Source organism: Paenibacillus sp. J22R67 (assembly GCF_059692175.1).
This window is the reverse complement of sequence record NZ_JCAUAX010000001.1, coordinates 609,417-623,424: the sequence shown is the minus strand read 5'-3', so window position 1 is coordinate 623,424 and position 14,008 is coordinate 609,417. Positions and strand designations below refer to the sequence as shown.

Genomic DNA, 14,008 nt, shown 5'->3' with positions numbered 1-14,008 from the left:
CTTAGGACCAGGTAATAAAAAAACTGCATGTAAAACTATTTTAAGGAGGCAACCTCCATGTCCATTGGTCAGCTTTATAAGCATAGAACATTAGGGTTATCTGACGAAGTCGTTATTCGTATGTATAGAGTCATGAGTCTTGCGGCTAAATATGATGAACGTGCCTTTATGCTTCAGCGTGCGGGCAAAATTCCTTTCCACGTTTCCGGTATGGGGCAATATGCAGGTCAAGTAGGGATGGCTTTCGCAATGGAAGCTCAGAAAGATTATTTCCTGCCTTATTATCGTGATTATGCGTTTGTTCTTGCGGTTGGTATGACCGTGAAGGACCTTATGCTTGCCGTATTCTGTAAAGCAGAGGACGTTAACAGCGGCGGCAGACAGATGGCAGGGCATTTCGGTGATCGGAAAAATCATATCGTAACAGCATCTTCTCCTGTAACGACACAAGTCCCTCATGCTGCAGGTATCGCACTTGCCGCAAAAATGAAAAAGCAAGATTTGGTTACTTATGTATCTTTCGGTGAAGGCTCCAGCAACCAGGGGGATTTCCACGAGGGGTGCAACTTTGCTGGTGTACATAAACTGCCTGTTATTTTTGTATGTGAAAATAATCAATACGCAATTTCGGTACCACTTCATAAGCAAGTAGCTGGCAAAATTTCAGATCGCGCGCTGGGGTATGGCTTCCCAGGCGTGCAAGTCGACGGCAGCGATGTTTTGGAAATGTACCGTGTTACCAAGGAAGCCAGAGATCGTGCAGCTCGCGGAGAAGGCCCAACATTGATCGAAATGATGTCCTATCGTCTAATGCCGCACTCCACTTCCGATGATGATATGCTGTATCGCACGAAAGAGGAAGTTGAGGAAAATCGTCAAAAAGACGGTATCGTCAAGTTCAAAGAATACTTAATGGAGTGCGGTCTGTGGAGCGATGAGCAGGAACGTGTGCTTCTGGAAGAACTCAAGCAAGAGATTAACGAAGCTACGAAGTATGCGGATCAGGCACCATTTCCGAAGCCGGAAGATACGCTTCGCCACGTTTACGCAGAAGGAGATGACCTCTAATTTATGGCAGTCATTACTTATTTGGAAGCTATCCGATCTGCGATGCAGGAGGAAATGCAAGGGGACGACAATGTTTTCGTCCTCGGTGAAGACGTTGGTAAAGGCGGTGTCTTGAACACCACCAAAGGGCTTCGCGATCTGTTTGGAGAAGATCGCGTGCTCGATACGCCGCTAGCGGAATCCGCTATCGTCGGTGTAGCCATCGGTGCCGCCATGTACGGCATGAAGCCGATTGCCGAAATTCAGTTCGCCGATTTCATCTTCCCGGCAACAAATCAAATTCTAAGCGAAGCAGCGAAAATTCGCTATCGCTCCAATAATGATTGGTCTTGCCCAATTGTAATTCGTGCACCTTATGGAGCTACCGGCGCAGGTGCCTTGTACCATTCCCAGTGTCCGGAATCCGTATTCTTCGGTACGCCGGGCTTGAAAATCGTAGCGCCTTCTAATCCATATGATGCGAAGGGATTGCTTAAGGCGGCGATCCGAGATGCGGATCCCGTGCTGTTCTTCGAGCACAAGAAGGCTTATCTCGCGCTGTCTGCTGATGTGCCGGAAGAGGACTACATCGTGCCTATCGGCAAAGCTGACGTGAAGCGTCAGGGCACGGACATTACGGTCATCGCCTATGGGATGGTCGTGAACTTTGCGCTGCAAGCGGCTGAGGAACTTGCGAAGGAAGGTATTTCTTGCCACGTGCTAGACTTGCGTACTCTGCAGCCTTTGGACAAAGAAGCGATACTTGAAGCCGTGAGAAAGACGGGCAAGGTACTCATCACGCATGAAGATAACAAAACAGGCGGCGTTGGCGCCGAAGTGTCTGCCATCATCGCTGAAGAACTGCTATTTGAACTCGATGCACCGATCGCTCGACTTTGCGGTCCGGACGTACCGGCTGTGGGCAGCAATCCTCCCATGGAGAAGTTCTTCTTGCTCAATAGCGATAAGCTGAAGGAAGCTATGCGCCAGCTTGCGATGTTCTAATTGATTCACAATTCCTTTGGTCTGATTACATGCCATTGATCATTTCCTGAACTTAGGAGGTACACCCATGAACCAAACGAACGGTCGACTAACAGAGGTAACGGTTCCGCATTTAGCGGAAAGCCTCGTTTCGGCTACAATCGGCAAATGGCTGAAAAAGCCAGGCGATTATATCGAACAATATGACGTACTCTGTGAGCTTTTCACAGAGAAGGTGAATACAGAAATGCCTTCACCGATTGAAGGCAGACTTGTGAAAATCATTGTCGGCGATGGAGAAACAGCGGCTGTCGGAGAGGCAATTTGTTTGATCGAGGAGTCAGCAGGAGATTCGGCTGGTTCGCCAGCAGCAGTGGAATTGGCTGGAAGCGCGGGAGTGTCGGTGCCGGAAGACAGCGACCAAAGCATGCGCGGCCGCTTCTCACCGGCCGTTCATCGTCTTGCCCAAGAGAACAACGTAGATTTATCACGCGTGCCTGGCACGGGGCTTGGCGGAAGAATTACACGCAAGGATGTCGAGCAGTTCGTCGCAGGTGGCGGCTCCAAGTCAGCTCCTGCAGCTGCGGCTGTGCAAACGAGCCAACAAGCAGCGCCAGCTGCAAGCAGTACGCCAGCTCCACAGGCAGAGGCGCAGCCTGCCAATCTGCCCGTGCGCAGCTCTGGCATCCATCTGTCTGCGAATCCTCAAACACCGCTGATTGAAGCGGAAGGACACTCGCTGGACTCGCGCAATGAGCACTTCATCGACGTAACGCCAATTCGTAATGCTATTGCTACCCGTATGCGTCAAAGTGTAACGGAAATCCCGCACGCATGGACGATGATTGAAGTGGACGTTACGAATCTCGTAGTTCTGCGGAATAAAGTGAAAGACGAGTTTATGCGCCGCGAGGGCATTAACTTAACGTATTTGGCTTTCATGATGAAGGCAGTCGTCAACGCGATCAAAGATTATCCGATTATCAACTCGGTATGGGCGGTAGATAAAATTATCGTGAAACGCGATATTAATATTTCCCTATCTGTAGGTACGGAAGATTCGGTTATGACACCAGTAATCAAGAAGGCGGATCAGAAGAATATCGCTGGACTAGCTAGAGAAATTGATGAATTGACGAAGAAGACGCGTGCCGGCAAGTTGTCATTGAATGATATGGTTGGCGGAACGTTCACGGTTAACAACACAGGCTCCTTCGGTTCGATTCTGTCTTACCCGATCATCAACTACCCGCAAGCAGCTATTGTGACCTTCGAATCGATTGTGAAGAAGCCTGTCGTTATTCAAGATATGATCGCAGTCCGCTCTATGGTTAACCTGTGTTTGTCGCTTGATCACCGCATTCTGGATGGTGTTATCTGCGGTAGGTTCCTACAGAGGGTCAAAGAAAATTTGGAAAGTTATAATGCCGATACAAAAATTTATTAAACTAGGAATCAAAAAATAATCCGGCTGTAAACAATATGCTGGATAGCAGCATGGTGATGAGCATTACGTAAATTACGACTTTAAACCATCGTCTATTCTGCAACATGAAGAGTCACCCCTTTATCGTAAAAGCTTGTACACTTTTATTGTAACCCATAGTGAGTATCGGAGGAAAGTACATGATTCAGCAAAACCGTTTAGTGGAAGAATTCATTTCGCTCGTACAAGTAGATAGCGAAACCCGCTTTGAGCAAGAAATTTGTGTCGTATTGAAAGAGAAATTTAGTCGTTTAGGCTTAACTGTCGTTGAAGATGATTCGATGGCAAAAAGCGGTCACGGATCAGGCAATTTGATTTGCACGCTGGAAGCAACGGACAGCAATGCCGCTATCCCGACGATTTTCTTTACATCGCATATGGATACAGTAGCTCCTGGTAATGGCATCAAGCCACAAATTGGTGAAGATGGCTACATCCGCAGTGACGGAACTACGATTCTGGGCAGTGACGACAAAGCTGGCATCGCAGCTATGCTCGAAGGTATTCAAGTGCTCAAGGAGCACAACATTCCTCATGGCCGCATTCAATTCGTAATTACGGCAGGAGAAGAAAGCGGTCTGAAAGGCGCTCGTGCCATGGATCGCAAAATGATGGAAGCCGAATTCGGCTTCGCGCTGGATTCCAATGGCAGCATCGGTGATATTGCTACTGCAGCGCCTGGTCGTGCGGAAATTGAAATTATTTTCCATGGCAAATCGGCACACGCAGGCGTTAACCCGGAAGATGGCATCAGTGCGATCCAAGTTGCCTCCAAGGCTGTTTCACGCATGTCGCTTGGTCGGATTGACAACGAAACAACAGCGAATATCGGCAGTTTCTCTGGTGTAGGTCCACTTAACGTTGTATGCGATAAAGTGAAGATGGAAGCGGAAGCTCGCAGCATCGTACAGCACAAGCTGGAAGCGCAAATCGCTGCGATGAAAGAAGCATGTGAATCCGCAGCGGCAGATGCAGGGACGACTTGCGAGTTTAATGCAGACATCGTATATGCTTCTTACATGCATGACGATTCTGCGCCGATTGTGCAGCTCACATCCAGAGCGTTGTCAACGCTTGGTCTAACTGCTCGCACATTCCACTCCGGTGGCGGCAGCGATGCGAACATTTTTAATGGCATGGGGATTCCAACAGTGAACCTTGCTGTGGGTTATCACGAAATTCACACAACGAAAGAACATATCGCCATTAGCGATCTGGTCAAAACGGCTGAATTGGTCGTTGCTCTTGTGAAGGAAGCTGCAAAAGTATAAAACGATAGAAACCGATTAGTCGATGCCAAATTTTGGCCGCTAGTCGGTTTTTTTGTTTCACGGAGTTGGAGTAATTCAGCTCTTTTTCACATATCCTTCCTGTAGCGGCTCTGGAAGGGGGAACGGCATGATGAAGAGGGAAGAAGGCCGGGTCAGCAGTGTTATTTCCGTTAGGGAAGGGCTGCAGGTCGTCAGTGTTATTATGCGGCGTAGTGGTGAGGAGAAACGCGCTGTGCATTATACCGATAACTCACCGCTGCTGCTTCCTGGTGATGTGGTTGTTCTGAATGTAACGGCTGAGGAACTTGGATTAGGTTCGGGAGGATATCACATTGTCCTGCCTGCTGACACGATGAACAGTGATTATCCTGCTGCTGATCTAGCGGGTGGACATATTATGAAACTCAAATACACCCCGTTACAGCGGAGTGTGCTTGCTGTGGAGGAAGAGAACAGCAGATTTCATGCTATTTTTCAAGGTGAAAAGCATCTGGAGGGTATGCCTGTATTACTTGGGGAATTACACAGTATGCTGCCTGTGGCGTTGTGTTGGCTTCGATACCGCGAGCAGCAGTCGAATCAGGTGTTTAAAACGGCGAGGAACGTGTCCTACATCATGACGGACGGGGGAGCACTTCCGCTTGCTTGGAGTCAGCATGCCGCACAACTCGAAGCCATGGGGTGGCTTCAAAGCACGATAACCTATGGTCAAGCCTATGGTGGCAAGCTGGAAGCCGTAAATAAATTTAGCGCTTTGATTACTGCTAAACATGTGGCTAAAGCGGATCTTTGCCTAGTCATGATGGGTCCAGGAATTGTTGGTACAGGTACACGGTACGGTTATTCCGGTATTGAAGTCGGCGAACTTGTTAATGCCGTATACGCCCTAGGTGGCACTCCGATCGTGATTCCGCGCCTTTCATTTGCAGATGAGCGACCACGGCATCGAGGGATTAGCCACCATACGCTAACTGCTCTGGAGCTTGCAGTGAGATGTCCAGCGGTCGTACCTTTACCGATTTTAACGGGAGAGGAACACGCGATCATTGAAGAACAATCGAACCGTTTGGAGCCGCATCGGATACGAATGATGCCATCTGCGCGGGTGGAGCAAATCGCAGAGTCGTTCTGTTCTTACCCGCTGCCGATTACCTCGATGGGAAGGGGATTATGGCAGGACCCTGTTTTTTTCCAAGGTGTTTGTGCTGCTGTGGATTGTGCAATCCTGCTGCATAGTCCATCAAAGTGATGTTCGGTCCGCCTTGCTGCAGCATGAGCTGAAGCTGACGTTTGATTTCCCAAGCTTTTCCCACCAGACGAATTTGTCTTTCCGCTACATAGCTCTTCATATCGATCTTCCTCTTTTCCGGTTGAAATTTGATATAATGATCGATATGCAAAAGTAGGACAAGTTATTCCAATTTAGAAAATGATGAGGTGTTCAGATGACCGTGCATAAGAAGTTTGAAGAAGTCACTGTTAAAACAGAGTCCATTTATAAAGGCCGGATTATCTCGCTTCAGGTAGATACCGTTACACTGCCAAACGGAGAGACAGCAACAAGAGAAATCGTTAAGCACCCTGGAGCGGTGGCTGTCATTCCATTGATTGGGGATAAAATGATCGTCGTGGAGCAGTATCGCAAACCATTGGAGAAAAGCCAAGTTGAAATCCCTGCGGGCAAGCTGGATGCTGGCGAAGAACCTTTGAAAGCAGCTTTGCGCGAGTTGGAGGAAGAAACCGGATATCGGTCTGACAACGTGAAATTGGTTAGTTCCTTCTATACGTCCCCAGGATTTGCTGATGAAATTATCCATCTGTATATCGCGGAAGATTTGGTCAAAGGAAACGCCAACCCAGATGAGGATGAATTTCTAGAGTGTGAAGCTATTACGCTGGAACAAGCTCAGCAATACATGCGCGAAGGCCGTATAAGCGATGCCAAAACCATTATGGCTGTCTACGCTTGGCAGTTATACAAGCTAACGGGCCAAATCTAGAATGAAGTCTTACTACGTAGACCTTCATATTCATATTGGACGAACTGAGAGTGGCCAAGCTGTAAAGATTAGTGCCGCGAATAACCTTACTTTTTTCAATATTGCCCACGAGGCGGCCGTCCGCAAAGGGATGGAAATCATCGGCATTATTGACTGCCATTCGCCATCCGTGCAAGACGATATCATGACGTACTTAGAACGTGGTGAGATGGTAGAGCTGGAGGGCGGAGGCATTGGGTATCGGGATACAACTGTTTTGCTAGGATGTGAGATTGAAGTCAGGGAACCTGGCATGGGGCCAGCACATTTGTTAGCGTATATGCCCAATCTTGAAGTGATGCAGGGATTTACAAAGTGGATGAAGGGGCATATGAAAAATGTAGAGCTTAGCTCACAGCGTATTTATGTCCCTGCGCGAGTTCTGCAGGAAGAGGTGCTCGGAAGAGGAGGGATTCTTATTCCCGCTCACATTTTCACGCCTCACAAAAGTATATATGGAAGCGCAACGAGCAGGATGGAAAATCTGCTTGATTTGGAAGGTATCTCAGCTGTTGAGCTTGGACTGAGCGCTGATTCGGAAATGGCTGGACTCATTTCTGAGCTGGATCCTTTTACTTTCGTAACCAATTCTGATGCGCATTCGCTGGGTAAAATCGGTCGCGAGTATAATGAGATCCAGTTAGCTGCACCTACCTATGATGAACTCGTTAAAGCACTGCATCGCCTAGAAGGGCGTGGCGTGGTTGCAAACTACGGGCTGAATCCTCGCTTGGGCAAGTATCACCGAACCTATTGCTCCCTCTGTGAAGCGGTTCTGGATGAGCAAGAGGGCACCGTAGAGCGCTGCGCTGATTGCGGCAGCAACAAAATCGTTCGAGGCGTTATGGATCGCATTATGGATTTGGCGGATCGAGAAAAGCCGTATCTGCCTCCCTACAGGCCGGCTTATCATTTTCAAATTCCGTTAGAATTCATCCCTGGGCTTGGGCCTAAGAAGTTAAATCAATTGCTTCACCGTTTTGGAACGGAGATGAATGTGCTGCATCGCACGACGCAGGAAGAACTAGTGAGTGAAGTCGGAGAAGAAATAGCCGCCTACCTTGTCGGCGCGCGTGAAGGCACGCTTTCGCTTGAGGTTGGCGGAGGCGGAAGGTATGGCAAAGTGAAAAATCGTTCATAGTTTCTAGCTCTCGCTCATAAGCTTGTCTTTGTAGAGGTTGTACACACGGGAGGAGCTGCGAGAGTGAATAGGAACCTAACGATGAAACAATATATGAAGGACAATTTGCCGCTGTTTATATTCGTCTCCGTGCTCTTTCTCATTGGTGTTGTGTTCGGCGCCGTGATGGTTAATGCGCTTTCCTTGGAACAAAAGCAGGAAATGACACGTCATTTGGGAAGTTTCTTCCATGAAGTTAATGATGGCGCCGAGTTTGACAGCAGGCAGTCGTTCGTTCAATCTTTTGGCATGCACATGAAGTGGATTTTACTGATCTGGTTGTTTGGGCTCTCCGTGATTGGCCTCCCGCTCATCCTTGTGCTGGATTTTCTCAAGGGCGTGCTAATTGGTTTTACTGTTGGCTATCTGGTCGGTCAAATGTCTTGGAAAGGCATGTTGTTCGCGCTGGTTTCTGTAGCTCCGCAAAATTTGATCGTCATACCGGCGATTCTCTTCTGCAGTGTTGCAGCGATGTCCTTTTCCATTTATATGATTAAAAATCGATTTATGAGCCGCAATGGAAACATGTACCAACCCTTCATGCGTTTTACAACATTAACACTTCTAATGGGTTTTTTCCTTCTTGGAGCAGCACTTTGGGAAGGTTATGTAGCGCAATTGATGATGAAATGGGTCACGCCGATGCTCGTTCCGCTCTATGGATGACAGAAAACAACATGTTTCTGTTTGACTTTGTCAGTAAGCTCCCCCTATAATGAAAAGAGTGGCTAAAATTGGGCTTGGATGCCCACCTTTCTGAGGGGGAGGCATATGGAAGCAAGGATTGAGAAAATTAAGCAGCAGTTGCAATCCCAAGGGTACAAGCTTACCCCTCAACGGGAAGCGACTGTGCGTGTACTTTTAGAAAATGAACAAGATCATCTTAGTGCCGAAGACGTGTTTATGCTTGTGAAGGATAAAGCTCCGGAAATCGGTCTGGCAACCGTGTACCGAACATTAGAGCTGCTGAGTGAGCTGCATGTCTTGGAGAAAATGAATTTTGGCGATGGCGTAGCTCGTTATGATTTGCGCGATGACAGCACTCGTCACCATCACCATCACCTAATCTGCGTCCAATGCGGGACTGTGGATGAAATTATGGAAGACTGGCTAGGGCCTTTAGAAGAAAGGCTGGATACGGATTTTCATTTTCAAGTATTAGATCATCGACTTGATTTCCAAGGTATATGCTATCGCTGTAACGAACGAGGGAAACCGGACTCATTGGACAAATCCAAGAATAACAGCTCGGAATAGAGCTGTTCATACAAAGAAAATGCCTGTAAGCACATGTTGTGCGTACAGGCATTTTTGCATCTTTCTCATATACTGGATATTAGGAAATAGAATCTCCTTCCACATAATTGGACTGGAAGCATGGGTACATTATGACTAACGTTCATGAGAAAGAAGGTAGACGCGAGTGACAGAGCAATCGATTGTGATCGGCGTCCCAAAGGAAATAAAAAATAATGAAAACCGCGTCGCACTGACCCCTGGCGGAGCAACGATGCTTATGATGGCAGGACATCAAGTGCTCGTTGAAGCAGGGGCAGGAGCGGGAAGCGGGTTTAGTGACGAGGATTATGCCATGGAAGGCGCCATACTTATTGCGGATGCCGCGGAAGTATGGGCTCGCAGTGACATGATCATGAAAGTGAAAGAGCCGCTTCCTGCCGAGTATGGCTATTTTCGTGAGGGTCAACTGCTTTTCACGTATTTGCACTTGGCTGCAGCTGGGGATTTGGCAGACAACCTGCTTAACAAGAAGGTGACAGGGATTGCTTATGAAACCATTCAGCTCCCCAATGGATCGCTTCCTCTGCTAACGCCAATGAGTGAAGTTGCAGGACGTATGTCTGTCCAGATTGGCGCTCATTTTCTAGAGAAGTTTTATGGCGGGCGCGGGATTCTTCTAGGCGGTGTGCCAGGCGTACCATCAGCTAATGTGGTCATACTCGGAGGTGGGATCGTTGGAACCAATGCAGCCAAGATGGCGCTTGGGCTAGGAGCTAACGTCGCCATTATTGAACGGAGCGCGGATCGGATGCGTGCTTTGGATGATATTTTCGGCGGACAGCTCAATACCTTAATGTCGAATCCGTTTAATATAGCACGCGCCGTTGCCAAAGCAGATCTCTTGATCGGGGCTGTACTTATTCCGGGGGCGAGAGCGCCAAGATTAGTGACAGAGGCGATGGTCAAAACGATGAAGCCAGGCGCTGTCATTGTGGATGTCGCCGTGGATCAAGGCGGCTCGATCGAAACAATCGACCGGGTGACCACACATAGCAGCCCTACTTATGAGACACATGGCGTGCTGCATTATGCGGTAGCGAATATGCCTGGGGCAGTTCCGCGGACATCGACGCTTGCGCTAACGAATGTAACGCTGCCTTATGCATTGGAGCTTGCCAATAAAGGATTAACAGAGGCAATTACAGCTAATTATGCTCTGCAATTGGGAGTTAATACGTACAAAGGCAGTGTAACCCATCCAGCTGTTGCAGAAGCGCTAGGCATGCCTTATGTGAAGTTGTCCGATCTGTCATAATCAGGGCCTGAGTCTCATATCCTGTCCTAAAGAAAGGGACAGAAATGGGGACCTGGCCTATGATTTTTTCCTATCGAAAATTACTTGTACGTTTGCGCTTTATGCTGCTTTTTATGACATTAACGGTTGTTTTGTATCAAGTGATGTTAGTGCTCTCCAGTTGGATAGAGCCTGTGAATCGCTACCGAACGCCTGCAGGGAACTCTGTCAAGGTGTTTGGACAGCATGAGCATGCAGCGCTTCCAGAGTCAGGCAGAATGAGCGACAGGCTGCGTTTATTTTATTGGTATGGTGAATAAAAGAGGAGTTCCTAGGTCTATCGTTGAATGCTATCAGTTAGAAATATGGCATGTTAACGAAGGAGCTTAATAACATGATGATGGTTGATTTGCAATCCTTCATCCGATTTTTGTCTGTAGAACGCGGATTATCTAAGAATACGCTGGAATCTTACGAAAGAGACCTGCAGCAATTTGTTGACTATTTACACCGGCAGGGGATCACAGCTTGGAAAGAAACAAGTAAAACCAACATTGCGGGTTTCATGTCTCAGTTGAAATTGCTAGGCAGAGCTGCAGCAACCTTGTCACGGAATCTTGTTTCAATACGTGCCTTCTATCAGTATCTCGTGAGAGAACGTTTGGTGGATGCAGATCCATCCCTTTTCATTGAAGCGCCTAAGCTCGAAAAGAAGCTGCCCAAGGTGCTTTCCGTCGAAGAGGTTGGAAAATTGCTGGATGCACCTCATCTAGAACTTGTAAGCGGCGTACGCGATAAAGCGATGCTTGAACTGCTGTATGCAACGGGGATTCGCGTCTCAGAACTTATCTCGATGAACGTTGATGATGTTCATTTGCAGCTGGGCTTCATTCGCTGTATGGGGAAAGGAAATAAAGAACGCAATATCCCGCTTAGTTCAATTGCTATCCGCTGCTTAACCGCCTATATACATAAAGATCGAAAGAAAATGTTGAAGAAGTCGGCGGATGAAGAAGCTTTATTTATTGGACACTTAGGGACTCGGATGACGAGACAGGGGTTTTGGAAAATTTTGAAAAGGTATGCAAGTGAGATGAATATTGAGAGTGATATTACGCCTCATGCCTTGCGGCATTCATTTGCTGCCCACCTGATTGAAAACGGCGCGGATTTAAGATCCGTTCAAGAAATGCTCGGGCATTCCGATATTTCGTCGACGCAGCTGTATGTTCAAGTCACCAAGCTCAAAATGAAGGATGTTTACAATCGCGCTCATCCGAGAGCGAATATGTAAGTGAAGGCAGCGGCGTTTTCCTTGAGGAAAAGCTGCTGTTTTGCATTCATAGAGTGGAAATGCGATAATTAAGGGTGGATAACATTGTGAACAATTTGGAGGGACAAGAGTGCGCTTTGAACGAATCGGTTTAATCGTATTGGATAGCGTAGGCATCGGCGAATTACCGGATGCTAAAGAGTTTGGCGACACAGGCAGTCACACACTTGGACATATTGCTGAGAGGGTGAGCGGATTCTCGCTTCCTAATTTACAGCGTATGGGTCTAGGCAGTATTGCTGAGATAAAAGGCATACCGGCAGCTGAAGCGCCAGAAGCTTATTATGGCAAAATGGCTGAGGTATCGGTTGGAAAAGACACGATGACAGGGCACTGGGAATTGATGGGGCTTCGTATTTCTACGCCGTTTAACGTATATCCGGATGGATTTCCGGAAGCATTGATTTCGCAGTTTGAGCAGGAAACAGGACGCAAGGTTATTGGCAATAAACCGGCCTCAGGGACAGAGATTCTCGATGAGCTTGGCGAAGAACAGATGAAAACAGGAGCATGGATCGTCTACACGTCAGCTGACAGTGTATTTCAATTAGCGGCTCACGAAGATGTAATTCCACTGGAAGAGCTATACCGCGCTTGTGAAATTGCCAGACGATTGACGCAAGGTGAATTTGCAGTAGGGCGAGTCATTGCAAGACCTTATATTGGCGAGCCTGGCGCTTTCAAGCGTACGCCGAATCGGCATGATTATGCGGTGAAGCCGCCGGAGCCGACGGTGATGAATCATTTGAAGGACGCAGGATATGATGTGATTGCCATCGGTAAGATCAATGATATTTTTGACGGAGAAGGTGTCACCAAAACGACATCCACCAAAAGTAATTTAGATGGCATTCAGAAGACCATCGAAGTGCTTGGCGAGCCGTTCAAAGGGTTGGCTTTTACAAACCTTGTTGATTTTGACTCATTATACGGTCATCGTCGCGATCCTGAGGGCTATGGCCGAGCGCTGGAGGAATTCGACAGCTTCGTACCACAGCTTAAAGAGAAGCTAGGGCCTAAAGACCTGCTGATCCTAACAGCAGACCACGGTAATGATCCCGTGCACCCTGGTACAGATCATACCCGCGAGTATGTGCCTATTTTGTTATACAGCCCGAGTTTTGAGGCGCCTGTTTCCCTAGGAATTCGCGGAACATTTGCCGATCTTGGGGCTACAATTGCCGATAATTTCGGGGTAAAGGCGACAGATCAAGGCGAGAGTTTCCTGCATCTACTCAAATAAAGCGACTGTTGAACTGAAAAAGCCAAGGAGGAATATAACATGTCAGAAACATCCATGATTCAAAAGATTCAAGAAGCTGCTGCTTTTATTTCGAAGGAAACGAATATTAAACCGCAAATCGGACTTATTTTAGGTTCAGGGCTCGGCGTACTTGCCGACTTAATCGAGCAGCCGATTGTCGTTGACTACTCGCGCATTCCACACTTCCCAGTATCAACAGTAGAAGGTCATGCGGGAGAGTTGGTCGTTGGTACGATTAAAGGTAAGCAAGTATTAGTTATGAAAGGCCGCTTCCATGCCTATGAAGGTTATGGCGCTGAAACCGTCTCATTCCCTGTTCGTGTTATGAAAGAGCTGGGTGTGGAAACGCTGATCGTAACGAATGCAGCTGGAGGCATTAACGAGTCTTATCAAGTCGGTGATTTGATGGTGATCAGCGACCACTTGAATTTGACGTACCGCAATCCTTTGATTGGGCCCAATGATGCTGCGCTTGGTGTTCGTTTCCCAGATATGTCGGAGGCGTACAGCAAACGTCTGCGTAAAGTGGCGCATGATGTAGCGGCATCGCAAGATTTTAAACTGCAAGAAGGTGTGTATGTTGGACTTCTTGGTCCTAACTATGAAACCCCTGCTGAGATCCGGATGTTCCGTACACTAGGCGGTGACTCCGTAGGTATGTCTACAGTGCCTGAAGTTATCGTTGCCCGTCATGCTGGCATTGAGGTGCTTGGCTTCTCTTGTATTTCCAATATGGCTTCCGGAATTTTGGATCAACCGCTTTCCCACGCAGAAGTAATGGAAACAACGGAGAAAGTTAAACCTAAGTTTTTGAAATTAGTACTGGGCATTATTGAGGCTATTTAATTAGAAATTGAGGCTATTTATCAGA

The 14,008-nt window shown here is 47.6% G+C and carries 15 protein-coding genes and 1 pseudogene; 14 read left to right on the top strand and 2 right to left on the bottom strand.

From position 1 onward, the window contains the following. Positions 1–57: 57 nt before the first annotated feature. From AC58VC_RS03050 to AC58VC_RS03040, 3 genes are all read left to right on the top strand, one after another. Positions 58–1,068 carry a thiamine pyrophosphate-dependent dehydrogenase E1 component subunit alpha gene (locus tag AC58VC_RS03050; RefSeq protein ID WP_497367364.1) on the top strand — a complete coding sequence of 337 codons (1,011 nt, stop codon included), beginning with the start codon at positions 58–60 and terminating at the stop codon, positions 1,066–1,068. A gap of 3 nt (positions 1,069–1,071) precedes the next feature. Further along, complete coding sequence (locus tag AC58VC_RS03045; RefSeq protein WP_161408429.1) at positions 1,072–2,052, top strand: alpha-ketoacid dehydrogenase subunit beta; 981 nt, start codon at positions 1,072–1,074, stop codon at positions 2,050–2,052. A 67-nt stretch (positions 2,053–2,119) separates the two neighbouring features. Beyond that, positions 2,120–3,478 (top strand): dihydrolipoamide acetyltransferase family protein, encoded by a 1,359-nt coding sequence (locus tag AC58VC_RS03040; protein WP_497367363.1) that lies wholly within the window; start codon positions 2,120–2,122, stop codon positions 3,476–3,478. A gap of 1 nt (position 3,479) precedes the next feature. Here the strand turns inward: AC58VC_RS03040 and prli42 are convergent, their stop codons facing one another. Next, entirely contained in the window at positions 3,480–3,584 is a 105-nt protein-coding gene (prli42, locus tag AC58VC_RS03035) for a stressosome-associated protein Prli42 (RefSeq protein ID WP_307719957.1), read from the bottom strand. 73 nt (positions 3,585–3,657) lie between these two features. Here prli42 and AC58VC_RS03030 point away from each other — a divergent pair, with 73 nt between their 5' ends. Together AC58VC_RS03030 and AC58VC_RS03025 are read left to right on the top strand one after the other, a co-directional pair. Then, positions 3,658–4,788, top strand: coding sequence for a M20/M25/M40 family metallo-hydrolase (locus AC58VC_RS03030; RefSeq protein ID WP_497367362.1), 1,131 nt, complete (start codon positions 3,658–3,660; stop codon positions 4,786–4,788). A gap of 127 nt (positions 4,789–4,915) precedes the next feature. Continuing rightward, positions 4,916–6,037 (top strand): DUF3866 family protein, encoded by a 1,122-nt coding sequence (locus AC58VC_RS03025; RefSeq protein ID WP_497367361.1) that lies wholly within the window; start codon positions 4,916–4,918, stop codon positions 6,035–6,037. A gap of 34 nt (positions 6,038–6,071) precedes the next feature. Here the strand turns inward: AC58VC_RS03025 and mciZ are convergent. Further along, positions 6,072–6,137, bottom strand: a pseudogene (gene mciZ / locus AC58VC_RS03020) (Z-ring formation inhibitor MciZ); the annotation flags it as partial. Between the two features lie 96 nt (positions 6,138–6,233). Here mciZ and AC58VC_RS03015 point away from each other — a divergent pair. The 9 genes from AC58VC_RS03015 to AC58VC_RS02975 all read left to right on the top strand — a co-directional run bounded on the left by AC58VC_RS03015 (position 6,234) and on the right by AC58VC_RS02975 (position 13,983). Then, the gene (locus AC58VC_RS03015; RefSeq protein WP_497367360.1) at positions 6,234–6,788 is read left to right on the top strand and encodes an NUDIX hydrolase; all 555 of its coding nucleotides are present in this window, start codon (positions 6,234–6,236) and stop codon (positions 6,786–6,788) included. A gap of 1 nt (position 6,789) precedes the next feature. Then, entirely contained in the window at positions 6,790–7,968 is a 1,179-nt protein-coding gene (locus AC58VC_RS03010; RefSeq protein WP_497367359.1) for an endonuclease Q family protein, read from the top strand. A 63-nt stretch (positions 7,969–8,031) separates the two neighbouring features. After that, a complete protein-coding gene (spoIIM, locus tag AC58VC_RS03005; protein ID WP_497367358.1) occupies positions 8,032–8,673 on the top strand; it encodes a stage II sporulation protein M in 642 nt (213 codons plus the stop codon). Between the two features lie 105 nt (positions 8,674–8,778). Next, positions 8,779–9,264, top strand: a complete 486-nt coding sequence (gene fur / locus AC58VC_RS03000) for a ferric iron uptake transcriptional regulator (protein WP_145655390.1) — start codon at positions 8,779–8,781, stop codon at positions 9,262–9,264. Between the two features lie 181 nt (positions 9,265–9,445). Continuing rightward, positions 9,446–10,561: an alanine dehydrogenase gene (ald, locus tag AC58VC_RS02995; protein WP_497367893.1), complete on the top strand. Its 1,116-nt coding sequence runs from the start codon at positions 9,446–9,448 to the stop codon at positions 10,559–10,561. Between the two features lie 59 nt (positions 10,562–10,620). Continuing rightward, positions 10,621–10,860: a DUF4227 family protein gene (locus tag AC58VC_RS02990; RefSeq protein WP_497367357.1), complete on the top strand. Its 240-nt coding sequence runs from the start codon at positions 10,621–10,623 to the stop codon at positions 10,858–10,860. 77 nt (positions 10,861–10,937) lie between these two features. Continuing rightward, positions 10,938–11,834, top strand: a complete 897-nt coding sequence (xerD, locus tag AC58VC_RS02985) for a site-specific tyrosine recombinase XerD (RefSeq protein WP_497367892.1) — start codon at positions 10,938–10,940, stop codon at positions 11,832–11,834. A 109-nt stretch (positions 11,835–11,943) separates the two neighbouring features. Then, positions 11,944–13,116 (top strand): phosphopentomutase, encoded by a 1,173-nt coding sequence (gene deoB, locus AC58VC_RS02980; RefSeq protein ID WP_497367356.1) that lies wholly within the window; start codon positions 11,944–11,946, stop codon positions 13,114–13,116. A 39-nt stretch (positions 13,117–13,155) separates the two neighbouring features. Then, a complete protein-coding gene (locus AC58VC_RS02975; RefSeq protein ID WP_497367355.1) occupies positions 13,156–13,983 on the top strand; it encodes a purine-nucleoside phosphorylase in 828 nt (275 codons plus the stop codon). The last annotated feature ends 25 nt before the right edge of the window (positions 13,984–14,008 follow it).

Coding starts and splice junctions, on each gene's coding strand:
- AC58VC_RS03050 (WP_497367364.1), top strand. CDS start 58: ATGTCCATTGGTCAGCTTTATAAGCATAGAACATTAGGGTTATCTGAC.
- AC58VC_RS03045 (WP_161408429.1), top strand. CDS start 1,072: ATGGCAGTCATTACTTATTTGGAAGCTATCCGATCTGCGATGCAGGAG.
- AC58VC_RS03040 (WP_497367363.1), top strand. CDS start 2,120: ATGAACCAAACGAACGGTCGACTAACAGAGGTAACGGTTCCGCATTTA.
- prli42 (WP_307719957.1), bottom strand. CDS start 3,584: ATGTTGCAGAATAGACGATGGTTTAAAGTCGTAATTTACGTAATGCTC.
- AC58VC_RS03030 (WP_497367362.1), top strand. CDS start 3,658: ATGATTCAGCAAAACCGTTTAGTGGAAGAATTCATTTCGCTCGTACAA.
- AC58VC_RS03025 (WP_497367361.1), top strand. CDS start 4,916: ATGATGAAGAGGGAAGAAGGCCGGGTCAGCAGTGTTATTTCCGTTAGG.
- AC58VC_RS03015 (WP_497367360.1), top strand. CDS start 6,234: ATGACCGTGCATAAGAAGTTTGAAGAAGTCACTGTTAAAACAGAGTCC.
- AC58VC_RS03010 (WP_497367359.1), top strand. CDS start 6,790: ATGAAGTCTTACTACGTAGACCTTCATATTCATATTGGACGAACTGAG.
- fur (WP_145655390.1), top strand. CDS start 8,779: ATGGAAGCAAGGATTGAGAAAATTAAGCAGCAGTTGCAATCCCAAGGG.
- AC58VC_RS02990 (WP_497367357.1), top strand. CDS start 10,621: ATGATTTTTTCCTATCGAAAATTACTTGTACGTTTGCGCTTTATGCTG.
- xerD (WP_497367892.1), top strand. CDS start 10,938: ATGATGGTTGATTTGCAATCCTTCATCCGATTTTTGTCTGTAGAACGC.
- AC58VC_RS02975 (WP_497367355.1), top strand. CDS start 13,156: ATGTCAGAAACATCCATGATTCAAAAGATTCAAGAAGCTGCTGCTTTT.